The sequence below is a fragment of the Flavobacterium flavigenum genome, from assembly GCF_027111255.2.
GTDB classification, from domain to species: Bacteria; Bacteroidota; Bacteroidia; order Flavobacteriales; family Flavobacteriaceae; genus Flavobacterium; species Flavobacterium flavigenum.
Genome location: NZ_CP114285.2, coordinates 4,869,765 through 4,890,237, shown reverse-complemented (window position 1 = coordinate 4,890,237; position 20,473 = coordinate 4,869,765). Strand labels below are relative to the sequence as shown.

The following is a 20,473-nucleotide window of genomic DNA, read 5'->3' as shown; positions in this document are numbered from 1 at the left end:
TTTTTTTGACCAAAATAGGATATTGACAACACAATTGTAACCCCATTTTGTCTCACAATTGTGTTTAAATCATTCAAATCATCTATAAAAAACCTTGTAAAGCTGCATACAAAACAGAATGCATGCTTATGACACAATAAGAGAAGCTATTTTTATAAAAAATTAATAAAAAAATCCACATGCAAAGATTTTTCAAAATTGGTACAGTCATTTGTTTTTTGTTTTTGTCAGCTACAATTTTCAGTCAGGAATATTATTTTAAACATTATAAGGTAGAAAATGGGATGTCTAATAATTCTGTTCTGGCCTCCATTCAGGACAAGGACGGATTTTTATGGTTTGGCACTAAAGATGGTCTGAACCGTTTTGACGGATATCACTTTAAAACATTCCGCAGCGGATCAAACCCTAAAACATCATTAGGAATAAACTATATCCAATCGCTGCATGAATTCAAAAATTATATCTGGGTTGGAACCGATAAGGGATTGTATTCTTATGATAAAAAGTTAGAAAAATTTACTTTTCTGAACGAGGCAATAAACAATCGCATTAATGATATTGATAATGACCTGAAAAATAATTTGTGGTTTATTTCTATTGGAACACTCGTAAAATATAATGTTGACACAAAAGAAACCAAACTGTTTGACAGAAATTCATTTTATGCGACTTCTATTACGTGTGATAAAAATGGAGTAATATGGGCATCATCATACGATGATTTATATCGTTATTCTGAAGCGACTCAAAGTTTCGATAAAATTAATGTACAGCTTCCCGGCATCAATTTTTCAATTTCGGTTATTTATGCATTAGATGCGAATTCAATTTTAATTGGCACAAGGGATCACGGTGTTTATAAATATGATGTATCAACAGGAAAAACATCTCCTTTTATTAACGGTTCCGCAAAGCCTATTTTTGTCAGACAATTTAAAAAGAACAAAAATGAATTATGGATCACCAGTGAATCAGGTGCTTATATTTATAATTTAAAAAATAAAACAATACGAAATTTACGCAAAAGTCCGAGCGACCCTTATGCTATCTCAGACAATGCAGCATATTGCATTACTATTGATAAAGAAAACGGGGTTTGGATCGGAACTTATTTTGGAGGGGTAAATTACCATCAAAAACAATACGATCAGTTTAAAAAATACTTTCCGCGCAGGAGTGAAAATGCGATTGTAGGAAGCGCCGTTCGTGAAATTCACAAAGACAATCAGGAAAATCTCTGGATTGGGACTGAAGATGCCGGGATTAATAAATTTAACCTGCAGACCCGGAAATTTGTCAATTTTCAGCCTAACGGAACAAAATTAGGGCTCTCCTTTTATAATATACATGCCGTTTTACCTAGAGGAAATAAAGTCTGGATTGGAACTTTTGAGCATGGACTGGATGTAATGGATGCTAATAGCGGAAAAGTCATCAAACATTATGACCATAATTCAAGTAATTTAAGAAGTAATTTTATTATTACATTTTATGAAACCCCGGAAAAGAAATTATATGTAGTAACCTCTCTGGGGATTTATATATATGATGATCAAAATGATAATTTTAAAATTTGCGATGATTTTTCCCAAAACACACATTATACCTGTATGTTTAAAGACAAAGACGGAAATTTCTGGGCAGGATCCTACAGGGACGGATTATTTTATTACAATGCTAAAACTAAGGAAAAAGCAGTTTACAGGTATGATTTAAAAAATGATAAAAGCATCAGTAATGATTTTATCACATCCATTTTTCAGGATGAACAGAACAACCTTTGGATTGCAACTGAAAATGGCCTGAATTTATTTGATACGCGAACAAAAGAATTCAGAAAATTCACCACTAAAGAAGGATTTCCAAGCAATGTAATTTATTCTATTCTTCAGGATGAAAAAGAGAATTTATGGATCACAACTTCAAAAGGATTAGTCACATTTAATTATAAAACGAAGGCTGTTAAAATCTTCACCACAGCAAACGGATTACTGAGCGACCAGTTTAATTACAGCTCTGCCTTTAAGGATTCTAACGGAGATATGTATTTTGGAAACCTGAACGGCATGATTAGCTTTAATCCTAAAAATTTCAGGGCTTACAAATACAATCCACCTATATTTATTACAGGACTTCAGATAAACAATCAGGATGTTGGGGTGAATGATGAAGATTCACCGCTGGACGAATCTGTTTCTTACATCAAAAAAATTACTTTAAAAAATCATCAGTCTAATTTCAATATTGATTTTGCTTCATTAAGCTACACAGCGCCTGAACTTACAGAATATTGGTATAAACTGGACGGTATCAGTGATGATTGGGTTTACCTGAATAAAAATAATAAAGTGTTTTTTACAGAACTTCCGTCGGGTGATTATAAATTCAGGGTAAAATCATTAAGTGCAAGCGGAATATGGAGTAAGGAAGCTGTCGTTGCCATTACAATATTGCCACCATTTTGGGCTAGCAGTTATGCATTATTTCTCTATTTCTTACTACTATCAGGTTGTTTTTACTGGCTTTTACGCCGATATCACCGAAAAACAATCAAAGAGAATAACCAAAAAATAGCAACTCTTAATAACGAGAAAGAAAAGGAAATCTATCATGCAAAAATTGAATTCTTCACCAATGTTGCACACGAAATCCGGACTCCTTTAACCTTAATTAAGAGTCCTTTAGAAAGTTTGCTGAAAAGAACGTATGAATCTCCTGAAATTCTGCCAAATTTATCAATAATGGAGAAAAATACTTCCCGTTTATTGAATCTGGTCAATGAACTGCTTGATTTTAGAAAAACAGAAATGGAAGGACTGGGATTGACTTTTGTTGAAACGAATATATCAATGCTTGTAAAACATCTGCAGTCTGAATTCACACCTTTAATTGAAGAAAAAAGCATCCATTTCGAACTGGAACTGGGAGAAAAAAACATTTATGCTTTCGTAGATGAAGAGGCAATTCGGAAAATTCTAAGCAACTTAATCAGTAATGCTATTAAATATGCCAAAAGCAAAGTTTTCATTACTTTATTCAGGGATGAAGACTCTTTGGAATTTATCATCAAAAATGACGGGAATTTGATTCCAAAAAGCCTTAAAAACAAAATTTTCGAACCGTTCTTCAGGATATTAGGATCTGAAATGCAGACAGGTACAGGAATTGGATTATCACTAGCCCATTCATTGACTGAACTGCATAACGGAACGCTAAAATTGCAATTTTCAGACGCTTCCATGAACACTTTTGTTTTGCAATTGCCACTTCGTCAGGAGAGCGAATTTCATCTCTATAAAGATTCCCCTGAAACTGCAGGAAAAGAAAGTAATGAAGAATTTGAAAATGAGATTATAGCTAAAAATATCAAAACTCAAATACTGGTTGTAGAAGACAATTTAGAACTGCTTAATTTTATGAGCAAAGAGCTTGGCAAGGAATACAAAATTTTTAAAGCAGCTAATGGAGAAGAAGCATTAAAAGTAATTCACAATGAAACGATACATATCGTTATCAGTGATATAACAATGCCTGTAATGGACGGAATTGAGTTATGCGACCGTATTAAATCTAATATTGAAACAAGTCATATTCCTGTAATTTTACTTACAGCCCTGAGCGCTGTACAATCCAGGATTAAAGGTTTAGAATCAGGCGCTGATGCATATATTTCCAAGCCATTTTCTATTGATTTTATATTGGCTCAAATTGACAATTTAATATCCAACAGGCGACATGTCATGGAATATTATGCAAGTTCTCCCCTGTCGCATTTAAAAACAATTGCCCATAATAAGACCGACGAGGATTTTATTAAAAAACTGGATGAAATTATAGACCAGAATATGGCAGATACAAATCTAAGTGTCGAATCATTAGCCGATATCCTGCATATGAGCCGCTCTACTTTATATCGCAAAATAAAAGACATATCCAACCTGAGTCCAAACGAACTGATTAATAATGCCCGTTTAAAAAAAGCAGCCGAATTATTACTTTCCGGTAAATACAAAGTGTATGAAATTGCAGAAATAGTAGGATACAATTCGCAGTCCAGTTTCAGCAGAAATTTTCAAAAAAGCTTTGGAATGTCACCTTCGGAGTTTATCAACAATGGCAATTAAGAAATAATTTGAATTATTTTTAACGCATATTCAATATTGGTTAAATTTTATTATTAGCTTTATTAAAAAATCATTCATTATGCAAAACCTTGCTAAAAAAGTCAGAAGCAGAAAACTAAACACAAGAGTTGATTTAACCGCTATGGTCAGTATTTCTTTTTTACTGATTATATTTTTTATGGTAACTATTGAATTGGCAAAACCAAAAGGTATAGATTTGGGTTTACCAGATAAATATCCGGGATGCGGTGGATCTTATGGCTGTATTGATGCAAATCGTATTTATACCATTTTATTAGATGACAATGACAAAATAATAACTTATCACGGGTTATTATCATATCCCCGTCAGAATCCTAAAGAAATTAAATATGGAAAAGATGGTATTCGAAAAGAACTATTAATTAGCAAAAAGAATATTCAGGAGTATACAGGAAATCCCGACAAAGGAGCAATTGTAATCATAAAACCAAGTAAAAAATGCAACTTTAAAAATTTGATTGATATCTTAGACGAAATGGCAATTACTAAAATTGATACTTATACTATTGTAGATGATTATACTCCTGAAGAAACAAAATTATTAGCAGCTAACTAAAAATTCTCAAACCATGGTAATTAATAGAAAAGTCAGAAGCAGAAAATTAAACACAAGAGTCGATTTAACCGCAATGGTCAGTATTTCTTTTCTACTGATTATATTTTTTATGGTTGCAGGTGAATTAAGGAAGCCAAAAATGATGGATTTAGGAGTACCAGATTGCATTGATGAATGGCAGGGAGGTTGCTATCGTGTAGACGAGCTCAGAGTTTTGACTTTATTACTGGACGATAATAATAAAATGATTAGTTACAGGGGATTGTTATACGCTCCCGTCCAAAATCCCAAGGAAGTCAAATATGGAAAAGACGGAATACGTAAAGAGCTATTTAATATTGACAGAAAAATTCATGAATATTCTGCTAGAATGGGAAAACCAGAAATAGGTGTTACCGTTATCATTAAACCAAGTAAAAAATCTAATTACGGTAATCTGGTGGATATTCTCGATGAGATGAACATCACAGGAATCAATTCATATGCAATTGTAAATGATTTCACTCCTGAAGAAACTAAATTATTGGCTTCTAAGTAATAAACTTAATTATAAACGAATATTAAATAAAAAGTCCCACAGCAATGCGGGACTTTTTATTTTTAATGCAATTTAGTTTTTAATAAACTTTATACCTGAGCTTCCTTTATCTGATTTAACTTTTAAAAAGTAAGTACCAGCCCTTAGTTGTGAAACATCAATAGATGAAACTGATTTTGCATTTGGAACAGCAATAACCAATTGCCCTAAAATATCATAAATTACCAATGCTTCTATTTCAATAGCCTGCTTAGTATTAATATTTAAAACATTGTTAGCAGGATTTGGATACAGTGCAAAATAATTCGAAAACTCAAAATCGGGATTCGCTAAAGTATTTTGAAATTTTGAAGTCGCTTTATTGGTAAGGATAGGAAAATTATAATCAAAATAAATATTAGCCTCGTTAGCAAATGTATCTCCAACTACCAATGTTGGTTTCGTTTTGATTTTAAAAGCAATATAGCCATCATTGGTAGCATCATCAAAAGGAAGATTGATATTTTCGAATATAAATTCAACTTTATTACCTTCTGAAATTTTAGTTACAAATGAATGACTTGAACTGGTTGGGATTAAAGTCGAAATATCAAATTTTGATAAATCGATCATATCTTTTACTACAATATTTTGCGCCTGATAAGTTCCAGTATTTTCAAAACGAATCATGTAGTGCACATACTCTCCTATCAAACTTGGTGTGATAATGGAACCTTCCAAACAGGTTTTATCATTTGGATCGTAAGAATTAACCACTGTCTGATTAAGGACAAAAGTATTGTCTTTTGGCGTCTCGTCTAGGCTCGAAGAGCTAATGTTAACAATATAATTCAAATTATCTCCTGCATTTACAGGGCTTGAATCTGTTGGTTTGTTTATATTTAAGTGTAATTGTATTTCTCTCGTTTCAAATGGTAGCAAATTATTAAATTCCCAAACAAATTTACTTGCTGTCTGATCTAACACTTTCGGAATTGAATAACTAAGATTTGAAATAAGACCATTATATTGTAAATCTATAGTCCCTGACTGGACATTAGTCCCTTTATTTTTATAAATAATTTTATACTCCGATATAAATCCAGGTCTTGCGATATTCAAAGGCAATAAAACCATTTCTAAATCTGGATGATTACTATTTGGGATCAGACAAAAGTTTTGAGTATACGGACTAACTTGCGACGGAAAATTGATACTTATATTGGATGGTGAGAATTTGAAGTAATTGGGGTTTTCCAAAACTGGTTTTAATATATGTATTCCTGCTCCTACCGGAAATGTAAAAGCACCTGTATTATCACAAATCTGAACTCCTGTCGTAGTACCATTTGATAATGAAAATTTCAGATTGGGTATTATCATATCTGTGGCATCGCAACCGTCATTGTTACTATCAAATCTATTATCTCCCTTTACTATATAAAAAATGCCGCCAGGCTCAAAAGAACAATAAGAATTGGTATTACAAGTTGCAGAATAACCATAATATTTAATATCACTACTTACACGAGGAATTTTCCATTCGTCAACACAAATGAATTCTAAATTTGGATTTAAACTGAAATCAAAATTTGAATATGATGCAATCCCATTTTTATAAAAAATCTCTCTTAGATTATTATCGTTACATCTGATATCTTTTAACATCGGAAATTCATTTAAATCTAAACTAGTTAATTGATTATTATAACAGTATAAATTTTCTAATTTTGGCAAATTAGACAAGTTTAAAGACGTCAATTGATTATGATCACATTTTATAGTTTGTAATTCATTTAATCCGCTTATACTAATAGTAGAAATTTGGTTATTTTCAAAATACAAAGAGGTTAAATATGGCATTCCCGCAATATTTAGCGATGTTAATAGATTGTTACTACAAAAAATACTAGCAGAAAACATAGACATTGCTCCATTTAAACTTAAATTAGTTAATTTATTATTTCTACAGAGTAACGATTGCAACCTTGAAAAACCATTTAAATCAAGAGTTGAAATAAAATTATTTTCACAATCCAATCCCACTAATTTTGGTAAACTACTTACATTCAAAGTTAACAATTGGTTATTCTTGCAACTCAGGGCCTCAAGAACTGGGAGATTTATGACTGTCAAAGAAGTTAATAAATTATTGTTACAACTTAAAGATTTAAGATTTATTAAACCATCAACATTCATCGTGGTAATATAATTGTTTGCACATTCTAGTCCTTCTAAATTACTTAAACCACTAACATCTAATGAATTAAGACGAGTATTTCCTAAAAGACTGGAACAATCTAAGTATTTTAAGTTTTCAAAACTTCTTATCCCTTCTAAAGAACCAATATTTACGGCCTTATGAATGTTCAAATAACTAACTTGCTTTAATTCATACAACTGTAATTCTCTATCAAAATTTGAATCAATTTTAAACCAATCACCATTCAAATTTTTAGCAATGTTATTACTTGAACTTGCATCCAACAACTTTGCCTTAAAATTAGCATCAGGAATATTAACAATTTGAGCACTCAATCCATTAAAAAAGCCTAAAGCCAGAACCAAAAAGTAAATTTTCTTCATATAAATAAATTTTCACGCAAAAGTAACTTTTCAAAACTATAACACAACTTTTTCTGTTAAATTATTCAATACAAACAAAAAAAGTCCCACATCACTGTGGGACTTTCTATTTATAAAAAAGCTAAGAACTATTTTTTCTCAGTTTTTTCCATTTTAGCTTTTAAAGCAGCTAATACATCATTGTTGTCACCTAAAGTCGCAGCTGGTGCGTTTGTAGATGCAGATGCAGTAGTTTCAGTTGCAGCTTTCACGTTTTTCTCTTCTTCTTCTCTGAAGATAGCAGTGTGAGAAGCAACTACTCTTTTGAACTCTTTATTGAATTCAATTACTTTGAAATCAGCAGTATCACCTTTTTTCAATTTCTTTCCGTCTTCTTTTTCAAGGTGACGAGTAGGAATGAAAGCAACGATATCATCTCCGAATTCTACAGTAGCTCCTTTGTCAACGATTTCAGAAATCTCACCGTTGTGAATAGTTCCTACAGCGAAAGAATCTTCGTATTGATCCCAAGGATTAGCAGTAGTTTGTTTGTGACCTAAAGATAATTTACGTCCGTCAACATCTAATTCTAATACCACAACATCAAGTTTTTCACCAACGTTTACAAACTCAGATGGGTGTTTGATTTTCTTAGTCCAAGAAAGGTCAGAAATGTAGATTAATCCATCAATTCCTTCTTCTAATTCTACGAAAATACCAAAGTTTGTAAAGTTTCTAACGATACCTGTATGTTTAGAACCTACTGGGTATTTAGAAGTAATGTCAGTCCATGGATCCTGAGTCAATTGTTTGATACCTAATGACATTTTACGGTCATCTCTATCTAAAGTTAAGATAACTGCTTCAACAACATCTCCAACTTTTACGAAATCCTGAGCAGAACGTAAATGAGTTGACCATGACATTTCAGAAACGTGGATTAAACCTTCAACACCTTCAGCAACTTCGATGAAAGCACCGTAATCAGCGATTACAACTACTTTACCTTTTACTTTGTCACCAACAGTTAAGTTAGCATCTAAAGCATCCCATGGGTGAGCGTTTAATTGTTTCAATCCTAATTGAATTCTTGTTTTCTCATCATCGAAATCAAGGATTACAACGTTTAATTTTTGGTCTAATTCAAGAACTTCACTTGGGTGGTTGATTCTGCTCCAAGAAAGGTCAGTAATGTGAATTAATCCGTCAACACCACCTAAGTCAATGAACACACCATAAGAAGTAATGTTTTTAACAACACCTTCTAATACTTGTCCTTTTTGTAATTGACCGATGATTTCTTTTTTCTGTACTTCAATATCAGCCTCGATAAGCGCTTTGTGAGATACAACAACATTTTTGAATTCGTGGTTAATTTTTACCACTTTGAATTCCATCATTTTGTTTACATATACATCGTAGTCTCTAATTGGCTTAACGTCAATTTGAGATCCTGGTAAGAACGCCTCGATACCGAATACGTCAACGATCATACCTCCTTTAGTTCTGCATTTAACAAAACCGTTAACGATTTCTCCAGTTTCATTAGCTGCAATAACTCTATCCCAAGATTTGATAGTACGTGCTTTTCTGTGAGATAATACTAACTGACCTGTTTTGTCCTCACGAATGTCGATTAATACTTCTACTTTGTCACCTACTTTTAAGTTTGGGTTGTAACGGAATTCGTTTAAAGAAATAACACCTTCAGATTTAGCATTGATATCAACGATAACGTCTCTATCTGTAATTCTAACAACAACACCTTCAACTACTTCTTCCTGATCTGTAGCGATGAAAGTTTTTGATACTAGTTCTTCAAACTCTTGTAAGTTTTTCTCATCTACTGCGTCGATTCCTTCTTGGAAGTTATGCCAGTTAAAATTTGCTAAAAACTCTTCTTGTGATTTTAATTGTTCAGACATGCTGATAAAAAAATTTGTATTCTGTTTTCCTCGAGTTTCATAAAGCAGTAGAAAAAACAGAAGTTGTTTTACATAAATGGTTGATACCTAATGGAAACTCTTCTTTGCCAAAAGGACTGCAAAATTAATACATTTATTTGTAATAGCCAACAAAAACACATATGATTATCAGTTATTTGCTTAGAAGCAGACGTTTTTTGTGTTTTCAAGACCAAAAGTCCCGCTTTCGCTATTATCTTTTATGGCAAACCCTGCCATAAAAGGATAACCGCTCTATCGGGGCTAGATTAGAAATTTGGTGGTTTTAAGAATTTATAAGTAATTCTATTCTGCCAACAAATTTGTCTTTAGTTCTGAAGCTGAATATTAATCTATTTTTTTAACTATTTCATTATATGCGAAATAAGCCTTTTTAAATAGTTGAAAATATGGCAAAATAATATTATGATCACTTTTACTTTCTTCATCTAACGCAGCTATCGACTGATAAACTTTTTGCATATAACCAATAATTCCATATGAATGATTATACCATTCTGTTTTGTATTCAATAGTCCAATCAAGAATTTCATATTTATAGCTTTCTGATTCTTTATCATTTACTAAAAGTTGCGTTTGATTATATGAAGCTAACATAGCTAAATTCCCGATTGTGTATCCCGTATAATTTCCATATTTTTCCAAATAAATTAATGGAAACTTTTCAATTGCCCTATCTATTGCCTTTATGAAATTACTTCGACTACCAAAAAAGTTTTCTAAAATACCAATAATAAATAAAATGGGAGTAGAAGAAGAATGAACACGCCCAATTCCTAACTTAGTAGATTGCAGTGAATATGTTTTCAAAGAAATCTCTTTATCTAAGAATGATATTAAACTTCTTAAACTTACTGAACCACTATCTATAAAAAAAGAAAACAAAAACTGTAATTCAGTTTGAAGATAACTATTTTGTGAAGAAATCTGTTCATTAAAAGAAGTCTGATTGCATTTTAGTTTAATCAAAATAGTTTTTAAACTATTTTTAATAATCTCTTCTATTTTATAATAATAAACTTCTTTAGAATAAAATTTATCAATATAACCGGAAAAATCAATTTCTGCTCCATATTTATTATGAAAAATACCTCTAATATTTTCAATATCACAAATCAATATAACCTTATCAAAACCAAACTTATTAACTCCAACTAATCCATGAAAATCAAAGTGTGCTGAAAAAACATTTAAAAGTCTAAATATATGTTCCGGATCAATTCTATCCAAATCATCAATAACTAAAACAATTTCCTTATTTAAATCATTCTGTTTTAACGTTGAAATTAATGTTGTTAATAATTCAGAAATATTATTCTCTTCCCTTATTGTTCCTTTTTGTTCTTTAAAAAAAATTAAAAATTCATTTAATTCTTTTTCTTCATCAACATTTACCTTCTTGGCATATTCTTCAATCTTTTTCCCAAGTTTAACAGCGGGCTCAATAATAGCATTAACATGATGATCTAATTTTGATAAATTCAAAAATAATTCACCAATAATATTTTTATAATTTTCTAAAACATAAAACTGACCCGCAAAGATTTTACTAAAATTAGTTTTCTGAAAATCTGGATTTTTTGCTAATAATTGAAAAGCAATATCAAATTTTATTAATTCAAAAATATCTTGATTTGGACTTACTGAATAGTTAACAGGATTTAATTTAATTGATATATAGTCTTCATTATTGTCGAAAAAGTTTTCAATAAAGTATGTTTTTCCAATTCCAAAAATTCCTGAAAACAAAATTCTATTATTATTTTCTTGTTTTAAATGTTCTTTAAAACGAATTATTTCTGAATCAATTGATAAGTTAGTAAATGCCATCTAAGTATATTTTTAATAATTTTTATAAAAATAACAAACATAAATTGACATCCAATCCTTCGGCATAATTATTTAAATATTAGACTTTTGTTTAAATAACAAACCCGACCAAATTTTAAAACCTGTCGGGTATATATTAAATTATGATTTCACTTTATGACCTAAACCACCCAGCTACCAATTCATCCTCAAACGAATTAGCCTTTTTATGAATAAACTCATTCGTATTTTTATCATACTCATAATCCAGTTTCCAGCTTTCATGGTTTTGAGCCAGATCTTTAATACTTTCACAAACAAAAGCAATTTCTTCATTTGTAGTCGTCGGATGAATTGACATTCTGATCCAGCCCGGTTTTTTGATCAAATCACCAATCGTAATTTCATCTACCAATTTATTTGAAGTCTCCTGATCCACATGCAGCAAAAAATGCCCGTAGGTTCCCGCACAGCTGCATCCGCCACGGGTTTGGATTCCGAATCTGTCATTCAGCAGTTTTACTCCTAAGTTAAAATGCAGATCTTCTATAAAAAACGAAATCACTCCTAACCTTTCCTGATGATGTCCCGCCAGAATTTTGATATTCGAAACCGGATTCAGTTCGCTAAAAACATGCTCTACAATTTCATGCTCACGCTGCAGGATGTTTTCAATACCCATTTCTTCTTTAAGCTCAATGGCAAGAGCCGTTTTAATAACCTGTAAAAAGCCCGGAGTTCCGCCATCTTCGCGGTCTTCAATATTATCAATGTATTTATGTTCACCCCATGGATTTGTCCAGCTGACAGTTCCTCCGCCAGGACAATCCGGAATCATGTTGTTGTATAGCTTTTTATTAAAAATCAAAACGCCAGACGTTCCGGGACCTCCTAAAAATTTATGCGGAGAAAAAAAAATCGCATCCAGATACGCTTCCGGATCTTCCGGATGCATGTCAATTTGCACATAAGGTCCTGAACATGCAAAATCGACAAAACAAACGCCATTATGCTGATGCATTACTTTTGCAATTTCATGATAAGGTGTTTTCAACCCTGTTACGTTTGAACAAGCTGTTATGGAAGCAATTTTTATCGTTCTGTCTTTATATTTTTCTAATAACTCTTTTAAATTCTCCAGACTAAAAAGTCCTTTTTCCGTTTCAGAACACGGAATAATTTCAACATCAGCAATCGTTTCCAGCCACGAAGTCTGATTCGAATGATGTTCCATATGCGAAATAAAAACAATCGGCTTTTTCTCAGCTGGAATATTCGTAAAAGCCTTCAGGTTTTCAGGAACTTTTAAACCTAAAATACGCTGAAACTTATTAATTACACCTGTCATTCCGGTGCCATCTGTAATTAAAACATCATCGGAATTAGCATTTGTATGACGCTTGATAATGTGACGCGCACGATGATAGGCCTTTGTCATAGCCGTTCCTGAAACAGTGGTTTCGGTATGAGTATTCGCAACAAAAGGACCAAATTCATTTAAAAGCTTTTCTTCGATTGGGCGATAGAGTCTTCCGCTGGCAGTCCAGTCGGTATAAATGATTTTCTTTTTACCATAAGGAGAATCAAACTCCTGATCAATTCCAACAATATTTTGCCTAAAATCGTTAAAATAAGCTTCTAAACCCGTGGTATTATTTTTGCTATTCATGGATGTACTTCTGTTTGACGGCAAATATATTGTTTTTAAATAAAATTGCAGAATTATCAATTAGAAACTTAAAATTTAAAATTACTTTTTATTATCTTTAATCAAATAGTCTTTTTACAAACAATTTATCACAATATCCTACATAACTAATAGGAGAAATCGGTAAACTAAAATAATATCAAATGAAAAATTTATCAGTAGCAACCTTTGGCGGTGGCTGTTTTTGGTGTATAGAAGCTGTAATTCAGCGTTTAAACGGAATCGAAACCGTAAAATCCGGCTATTCTGACGGACAAATTAAAAATCCGGCCTACAGAGAAGTCTGCACCGGAAGAACCGGACATGCAGAAGTGATTCAGGTTGTTTTTAATCCTGACATAATTTCATATCATGACTTAATTACCATTTTCATGACAAGCCACGACCCTACAACTCTAAACCGTCAGGGAGCAGACAGCGGAACACAATACCGCTCAATAATTTTGTATCATGATGAAACACAAAAAACAATTGCGGAAGGGGTTTTCAGCGAACTCAAATCTGTTTTTCCGGATCCAATCGTAACACAGCTAAAACCTTTTCAAGTGTTTTATGAGGCTGAAGAAGAACATCAGAATTATTACAATGACAATTCAGAAGCCGGTTATTGCCGAATGGTGATTGATCCGAAAGTATATAAATTGAAAAAAATGTATGCTGATAAATTAAAAGATTGAAAATTTAAAATGAAAAACTTAAAAATACATAATCGTTTTACAAGTGAATTGCCAGCTGACCCTGATGAAACCAACGAAATTCGTCAGATTTCGAAAGCACTTTTCTCTTACGTAAAACCAACTACACCATCTGAACCTAAATTAATTCATGCTTCAGAAGAAGTCGCTAAATTGGTTGGAATTTCAGCAGATGAAATTCAATCTGAAGAATTTGTAACTATTTTTTCCGGAAAAGAAATTCTGCCCGAAACAAAGCCGTACGCCATGTGCTACGCCGGACATCAATTTGGCAACTGGGCAGGACAATTAGGCGATGGCCGTGCGATTAATTTAACCGAAGTTGAACATAATAATCAATATTTTACTTTACAACTAAAAGGCGCAGGAAAAACCCCTTATTCCCGAACTGCAGACGGATTAGCGGTTTTGCGCTCTTCCATCCGGGAATATTTATGTGCTGAAGCGATGCATTATCTGGGGGTTCCCACTACCCGGTCACTTTCGCTGATACTATCCGGAGGCGAAGTTTTAAGGGACGTTTTATACAATGGAAACCCTGCTTATGAAAAAGGCGCCATTGTATGCCGTGTCGCTCCTTCTTTTATTCGTTTTGGAAGTTTTGAAATGCTGACTGCCCGAAACGAACTTAAAAACCTGAAACAGTTTGTTGAATATAATATCAAATATTATTTTCCTGAAATCAAAGGCGAACCAAAAGAACAATATTTACAGTTTTTCAAAAATGTAGCAGACAAAACCAGAGAAATGATTCTGCACTGGCAGCGCGTAGGGTTTGTTCATGGCGTAATGAATACCGATAATATGTCGGTACACGGAATCACGATTGATTACGGCCCTTATGGCTGGCTGGAAAATTTTGATCCAAACTGGACACCGAATACAACCGACAGCCAAAATCGAAGATATCGTTTTGGAAACCAGCCTCAGGTGGCACAATGGAATTTATTTCAACTGGCAAATTCGCTTTATCCGTTAATCAATGAAGCGGAGCCTTTGGAAAAAATATTAGAATCATTCATTACTGATTTCAATTCAGATTACACAAAAATGATTTTATCCAAACTAGGATTGTTTTCTCCATCAGAAAATGATGCTGAATTTATAGCCTATTTAGAATCAAATCTGCAATTATCAGAAACCGATATGACTATTTTCTATCGCAATCTGAACAAAATCAGAAAAAACGATTCGGCAGAAAAAGCTTTAGAAGCTATTAAAGATGCTTTTTATAAACCAGAAGAAATCAAAGACACGATTAAAGACAACTGGCTATTGTGGTTTACCGATTATTTAGAGCGTCTGAATCAGGAAAATACTTCTAATGAAGAACGAATTAAAAATATGAATTCGGTTAATCCAAAATATGTATTACGAAATTACATGGCGCAATTAGCCATTGATGCGGCTGATCAAGAGGATTATTCTCTAATTTCAGAATTGTATAAATTGTTAAAAAAACCATACGATGAACAGCCTGAATATGAAAAATGGTTTGCCAAAAGGCCAGACTGGGCACGTTCAAAAGTTGGGTGTTCTATGCTTTCTTGTAGTTCATAATGAGTCAATATCATAACAGAAATAGGGAATTAAAAGAATCTAAAGCAATTTTAATGAAGTCAAAACTTAATATCACTGAATTTAGAAACAGATTAAAAGATAATACAAAAATTGGCAGGCCTGACACACAAATATCCCTCGGAATATTTTCGATTTTTTTTCTAAGTTCAAAAAAATTTTATGGGAATTTTGACGATTCAACTTTTCTACTCACAATAAATTATAATTTCACTTCAGGATTTTATATTCTCAAAGGCGAATATCAAAACATTGACCACAAACTAAAACTAAATTATATTATTGAACCTATAAGTAAAACTAGCTTTATTTGGATAAAATACTTTCCCTTTGTTGCTCTAATTGGTTTTAATTGCTTTTTCTTTCTTAATTTAAAAAACATACCAAATGAAATAAATATAATTTTTAATTCATTCATTGTATTTATAATTTTCTTTTCGAGATGGGACATAAAAAGAAAAAAGAAAAACTTAGAACAAAAATTTATTGAAATATTCGAAATAGAAAAATAGATGGATAAATACAGCTCAAAAAGCTATTTTTAATCATAAATATCACATCGAACACAATATTATTAAGTTAAGGATTCGTCAGTTCGAGTTGAGTTATAATTTGCGATAGAAAATCATAATGAAGTATCGAGAACCTTAGTATCAATAAGACTTCTCGATACAATTTTAAACGAGAGTGTCCGAAAAGTCGAGCTACCTTTCTGAGAATCGTTTATATGAAAATTGTTTCCGATAGGTATCCGAATATTTAACACATAAAAAGAGGCTGTCCTTACTTTTCGGACAGCCTCATTTAAAATCACTCGAAGTGACGACTAAAAAGCTGCTTAGATTGACCGATTAACATTTATTTCGAGTAATATAGTCTATAATCATATTAGCATGAATGCGGGAGTTTTCAATAAACCATTTGTGCGTCTGCATGCCTCCGCAAACTACACCCGCCAGAAATAATCCTTTCACATTTGTTTCCATAGTTTCAGGATTGTATTGCGGAATTTTTAATTCATCATCAGATAATTCAATACCCATTTTTTCAAGGAAAGATAAGTCAGGTTTGTAACCAGTTAGTGCCAGAACAAAATCATTTTTAATAACGATATTGCCTTCCTGAGTTTTAATTTCTACTTCACTCTCCGTGATTTCAGTAATATTCGATTCGAAATACGCTTTAATGCTTCCTTCAGCTATTCGATTTTCAATATCCGGTTTTACCCAGTATTTTACGCGGTTATTGATTTCGTTTTTACGAATCACCATGGTTACATTTGCACCTTTTCGCCAGCATTCCAAAGCAGCATCCACAGACGAATTATTAGCGCCAACAACCAAAACATCCCTAAAAGCATATTCGTGAGCTTCTTTGTAGTAATGCCGAACTTTAGGCAACTCTTCACCTTTTACATTCATTTCAATCGGAATATCATAGAAACCTGTTGCTATAATTACGTTTTTAGCTTCGTAAAAGTTTTTATCAGTTGTGATTTTAAAAAGCTGATGTTCGAGTTTCTGAACTTCAGTAACTTTTTCAAATAGATTGAGATTAAAATTAAAATAACGATGAATGTTTCGATAATATTCCAAAGCTTCCTGGCGCCCTGGTTTTGGTGCCAGACAATTAAACGGAATATTACCTATTTCAAGCCTTTCTGCCGTTGAAAAAAAGGTCATATACAAAGGATAATTGAAAATACTGTTTACAATTGCCCCTTTCTCAATAATCAGATAATTCAGGTTTTTCTTTTGAGCTTCAATTGCACAGGCAAGCCCAATTGGACCACCTCCTACAATAATCAGATCGTATAGATTTGTCATAAATTGTTATTTTTCCCAGTCTTTAAATGGATTTTTGCTTAAATAAGCATTGTAGTAGCGCTCATCATTTGTAACCTCATCACCTAGCCAGTCTGGTTTTTCAAAAGATTCCGTTTCAGATTCCAGTTCGATTTCTGCCATTACCAAACCTTCGTTTTCGCCATAAAATTCATCAACTTCAAAAACATGTTTACCTGATTGTATTTCGAAACGTGTTTTTTCAATCTTACCTTTTTCACATAATTTAAGCAATTCCTGAGCTTCGTCCAGCGGAATTTCATTTTCCCACTCAAAACGGGTCATTCCGCCATGATGGCCAATTCCTTTTATCGTGATAAATCCTTTTTGACCTTTGATTCGAATGCGGACTGTTCTTTCAGGGAGTGAGCTCAAATAGCCCTGCGCAATTTTATTTTGGGCGAAAGCCTGTGCTTTGAATTCGTCAGATTTCACAAGAAATTTTCTTTCAATTTCTATCATTAGTTCTGCTAATTAAATTTTATGCAAGTTACTTAATTTAGCGCTAAACTGAATTCGTTTATTTGGGATTTAAAAACACAAAAAATGATTTTATCAGGCTTTTTCTAAAAATGAAGTATTCCAATTTTTAGTTTTACTGTACCACAATTGTCCGTTTAAAACTTCCAACGGGCAATCAATATTATTGGTATAAAGTGCTCCGGTTCCTAATCCCTGAGGCATATCAGAATTTTGCAGAAATGTCCATTGCGCAATTGCATTCAAACCAATATTGCTTTCCAATGCTGAGGTAATCCACCAGCCAATATTGTATTTTTCTGCTAATGTAATCCACTCCTGAGTTCCGCGAAATCCTCCGACAAAACTTGGTTTCAAAATGATGTATTGCGGTTTGATTTTTTGCAAAAGTGCTTCTTTTTCTTCCAATGAAAACACACCAATCAGTTCTTCATCCAAAGCAATAGGAAAAGGAGTGCTTTTACACAACTCTGCCATACTGTCAGTGTTGTTTTTTTGAATAGGCTGCTCTATACTATGTAATTCGAAACCAGATAATTGATTTAATTTATCTAAAGCTTCATTTAAATAAAAAGCTCCATTCGCATCAACCCTGATTTCTATTTGTTCAGCACTAAAATGAGTACGAATATAGCGCAATAAATCCAGTTCTTTTTCAAAATCAATCGCTCCAATTTTGAGTTTTATACAGGTAAATCCCTGAGCAATTTTTTCTTCAATTTGCTCTTTCATAAACGCTTCTTCTCCCATCCAGACCAGACCATTTATCACAATTGATTTCGAATTATTGGTGAAATCTGAAGGAAATAACACATACGGATTTTCACTTTTTAGAGATAAAAAAGCCATCTCTATTCCGAATTGAATGGATGGAAATTCAAGTAAATTTTCCCAAAGAACATCTTCGCCTAAATGAATATTTTGACAAACCCAGTTTAATTTCTCTTCATAATCTTCTCGGTCATCTGCACTTAATCCTCTTAGAATACCACACTCTCCTATTCCTTTTTTACCGTTTTCTTCGAGTACAATAAACCAGGTTTCTTTTTCGGTCATAATGCCTCTCGACGTTCCCGAAGGACGTTTGAATTCGAGCATGTATTTTTGGTAAATAGCTTTCATATGTGGTGCTTTTTTAAACATAAAAGTGATTATAAGAAAATTTAAATCAGCTTTGTCGGCAAATTTAAATGAACTTATAATCACTTATACGGTGAAAATATTTTTAATTATATAATTTCAAGACCCTCTCAAAGTCGGATGAAGGCAATCCTGCTTTTTGAAAAAGTATAAAGTCCTGTTTGGTTTTGTCTATCCAGCTTACACTATCAGTAACGTTTTGTGACTGGTATTTTTTATAAATCTGCTTTGCATCGCTGTAATTATCACTAACCAGATATGCATGGGCCAAATTAAGTTTTACCAACAACTCAGTATCATCTAATTTTTCGCCTTCTTTCAAAAACTTTATGGCTTTTGCATATTGTTTGGTCAGAATATAACTGTAACCAATTGAACTGTAATCCAAAGCTGTTGCTTTTCCTGCTGCAATGATTGTGTTCAGCTTCGAAATTGCTTCGTTGTATTTCTGAAGTTTAATGAGCGTATTTGCCTGAGTCCTCAAATCATTATAAACATTTTTAGAAATAGAAGCGTCATTATAACAAGCGTTTCCAAAATCTTTATAAATTTTGGTTTTTTCTATGGCAAGCAATTTTTGATATTCAATATAACGGTATTGCTTCATGATTTTATCGAGGATGCAAACACAAAAATCGTCTGAATTGGCCATTTTCTGAGCCATTGTAGAAGTTTTACAGAGACTGACTATTTCGTTTTTATTATCAACATTCCAGCCACGGTTTAGTTTTGTATCGACCCATGGCACAACCTCTAAAACTATTTTTTGTTTTAGCAGCCAATTTTTGCTCTCGAAACCAAACCAAATTGTAGTAGTGTTTGCATTGAGGCAGGAAGATTTATCAATTGATAAACGTTTGGCATCTTTACTTAACGGTTCTGTCTGGGCATAACAGGCATCGTTGACTTTTCCGTTATCAATGTATTTTTTTGCATTTGAATCAGACGTAAAAAGTGCATAAGTGCATTTATCATCACCTGATATTTTCGACATTAGAAATACAGCACCAGCAGAACCCTGCCCTATGCCATATGGATCCGGAATTGCTTTTAACACATTTACCAGACTGTTTGCCATTTGCTGATTTTCATCAAGAAGTGTGACCCTGTAAACAACTTCAGTAGTGCCAACAGGTAAATCCTCTGTTTTGATAGTTATCCTGTCACCTGCAGAGACAATTATTTCTTTTGTAGTGGCGCGTTCCTTGTCCCAATAGCCGTCTTTTTGCGCAAAAAGATTATGAAAAGAACCAATTAAAAACAAAACAACAATTTTCTTCAAATTCATCTTTTATGGATTACACGTTATAGCCCTGATGGGAACGGCATCCTTTTGTGGCGGGGTTAGCCACAAAAGATACAGTGGACAGCAGGAAATAGCTTCTAAAAATCAATTTCAATGACAATGGCAAAATTCAATATCAAGTTCAAAAATCAAACTTAATGGT

Annotated in this window: 13 protein-coding genes; 5 read left to right on the top strand and 8 right to left on the bottom strand. The window is 32.7% G+C overall.

Annotated elements, in window-relative coordinates; translation table 11 throughout:
* Positions 1-179 precede the first annotated feature (179 nt).
* The 3 genes from OZP09_RS20410 (at position 180) to OZP09_RS20400 (ending at position 5,263) form a co-directional block, all read left to right on the top strand.
* Positions 180-4,127: a hybrid sensor histidine kinase/response regulator transcription factor gene (locus OZP09_RS20410; protein WP_281309905.1), complete on the top strand. Its 3,948-nt coding sequence runs from the start codon at positions 180-182 to the stop codon at positions 4,125-4,127.
* 79 nt (positions 4,128-4,206) lie between these two features.
* Positions 4,207-4,725, top strand: a complete 519-nt coding sequence (locus tag OZP09_RS20405; RefSeq protein ID WP_281309904.1) for an ExbD/TolR family protein — start codon at positions 4,207-4,209, stop codon at positions 4,723-4,725.
* Between the two features lie 13 nt (positions 4,726-4,738).
* A complete protein-coding gene (locus OZP09_RS20400; protein ID WP_269235460.1) occupies positions 4,739-5,263 on the top strand; it encodes an ExbD/TolR family protein in 525 nt (174 codons plus the stop codon).
* Between the two features lie 72 nt (positions 5,264-5,335).
* Here OZP09_RS20400 and OZP09_RS20395 read toward each other — a convergent pair whose 3' ends face one another.
* From OZP09_RS20395 to OZP09_RS20380, 4 genes are all read right to left on the bottom strand, one after another.
* Entirely contained in the window at positions 5,336-7,828 is a 2,493-nt protein-coding gene (locus tag OZP09_RS20395) for a DUF7619 domain-containing protein (protein ID WP_269235459.1), read from the bottom strand.
* 128 nt (positions 7,829-7,956) lie between these two features.
* Positions 7,957-9,732, bottom strand: a complete 1,776-nt coding sequence (gene rpsA, locus OZP09_RS20390; RefSeq protein WP_269235458.1) for a 30S ribosomal protein S1 — start codon at positions 9,730-9,732, stop codon at positions 7,957-7,959.
* 366 nt (positions 9,733-10,098) lie between these two features.
* Positions 10,099-11,601, bottom strand: a complete 1,503-nt coding sequence (locus OZP09_RS20385; RefSeq protein ID WP_281309903.1) for a P-loop NTPase fold protein — start codon at positions 11,599-11,601, stop codon at positions 10,099-10,101.
* 154 nt (positions 11,602-11,755) lie between these two features.
* Positions 11,756-13,249 (bottom strand): aminotransferase class V-fold PLP-dependent enzyme, encoded by a 1,494-nt coding sequence (locus OZP09_RS20380; RefSeq protein ID WP_281309902.1) that lies wholly within the window; start codon positions 13,247-13,249, stop codon positions 11,756-11,758.
* Between the two features lie 182 nt (positions 13,250-13,431).
* Here OZP09_RS20380 and msrA point away from each other — a divergent pair, with 182 nt between their 5' ends.
* Together msrA and OZP09_RS20370 are read left to right on the top strand one after the other, a co-directional pair.
* The gene (gene msrA / locus OZP09_RS20375; RefSeq protein ID WP_269235456.1) at positions 13,432-13,965 is read left to right on the top strand and encodes a peptide-methionine (S)-S-oxide reductase MsrA; all 534 of its coding nucleotides are present in this window, start codon (positions 13,432-13,434) and stop codon (positions 13,963-13,965) included.
* A gap of 9 nt (positions 13,966-13,974) precedes the next feature.
* Positions 13,975-15,543 (top strand): protein adenylyltransferase SelO, encoded by a 1,569-nt coding sequence (locus OZP09_RS20370; RefSeq protein WP_269235455.1) that lies wholly within the window; start codon positions 13,975-13,977, stop codon positions 15,541-15,543.
* An 869-nt stretch (positions 15,544-16,412) separates the two neighbouring features.
* On the opposite strand, the gene OZP09_RS20365 is transcribed toward OZP09_RS20370, so the two are convergent.
* The 4 genes from OZP09_RS20365 to OZP09_RS20350 all read right to left on the bottom strand — a co-directional run bounded on the left by OZP09_RS20365 (position 16,413) and on the right by OZP09_RS20350 (position 20,313).
* Positions 16,413-17,387, bottom strand: coding sequence for a YpdA family putative bacillithiol disulfide reductase (locus OZP09_RS20365; RefSeq protein WP_281309901.1), 975 nt, complete (start codon positions 17,385-17,387; stop codon positions 16,413-16,415).
* Positions 17,388-17,393: 6 nt separating this feature from the next.
* A complete protein-coding gene (locus tag OZP09_RS20360; protein WP_269235453.1) occupies positions 17,394-17,867 on the bottom strand; it encodes a CYTH domain-containing protein in 474 nt (157 codons plus the stop codon).
* Positions 17,868-17,960: 93 nt separating this feature from the next.
* Positions 17,961-19,007: an o-succinylbenzoate synthase gene (locus OZP09_RS20355; RefSeq protein ID WP_269235452.1), complete on the bottom strand. Its 1,047-nt coding sequence runs from the start codon at positions 19,005-19,007 to the stop codon at positions 17,961-17,963.
* 103 nt (positions 19,008-19,110) lie between these two features.
* Entirely contained in the window at positions 19,111-20,313 is a 1,203-nt protein-coding gene (locus tag OZP09_RS20350) for a tetratricopeptide repeat protein (protein ID WP_269235451.1), read from the bottom strand.
* Positions 20,314-20,473: the final 160 nt, after the last annotated feature.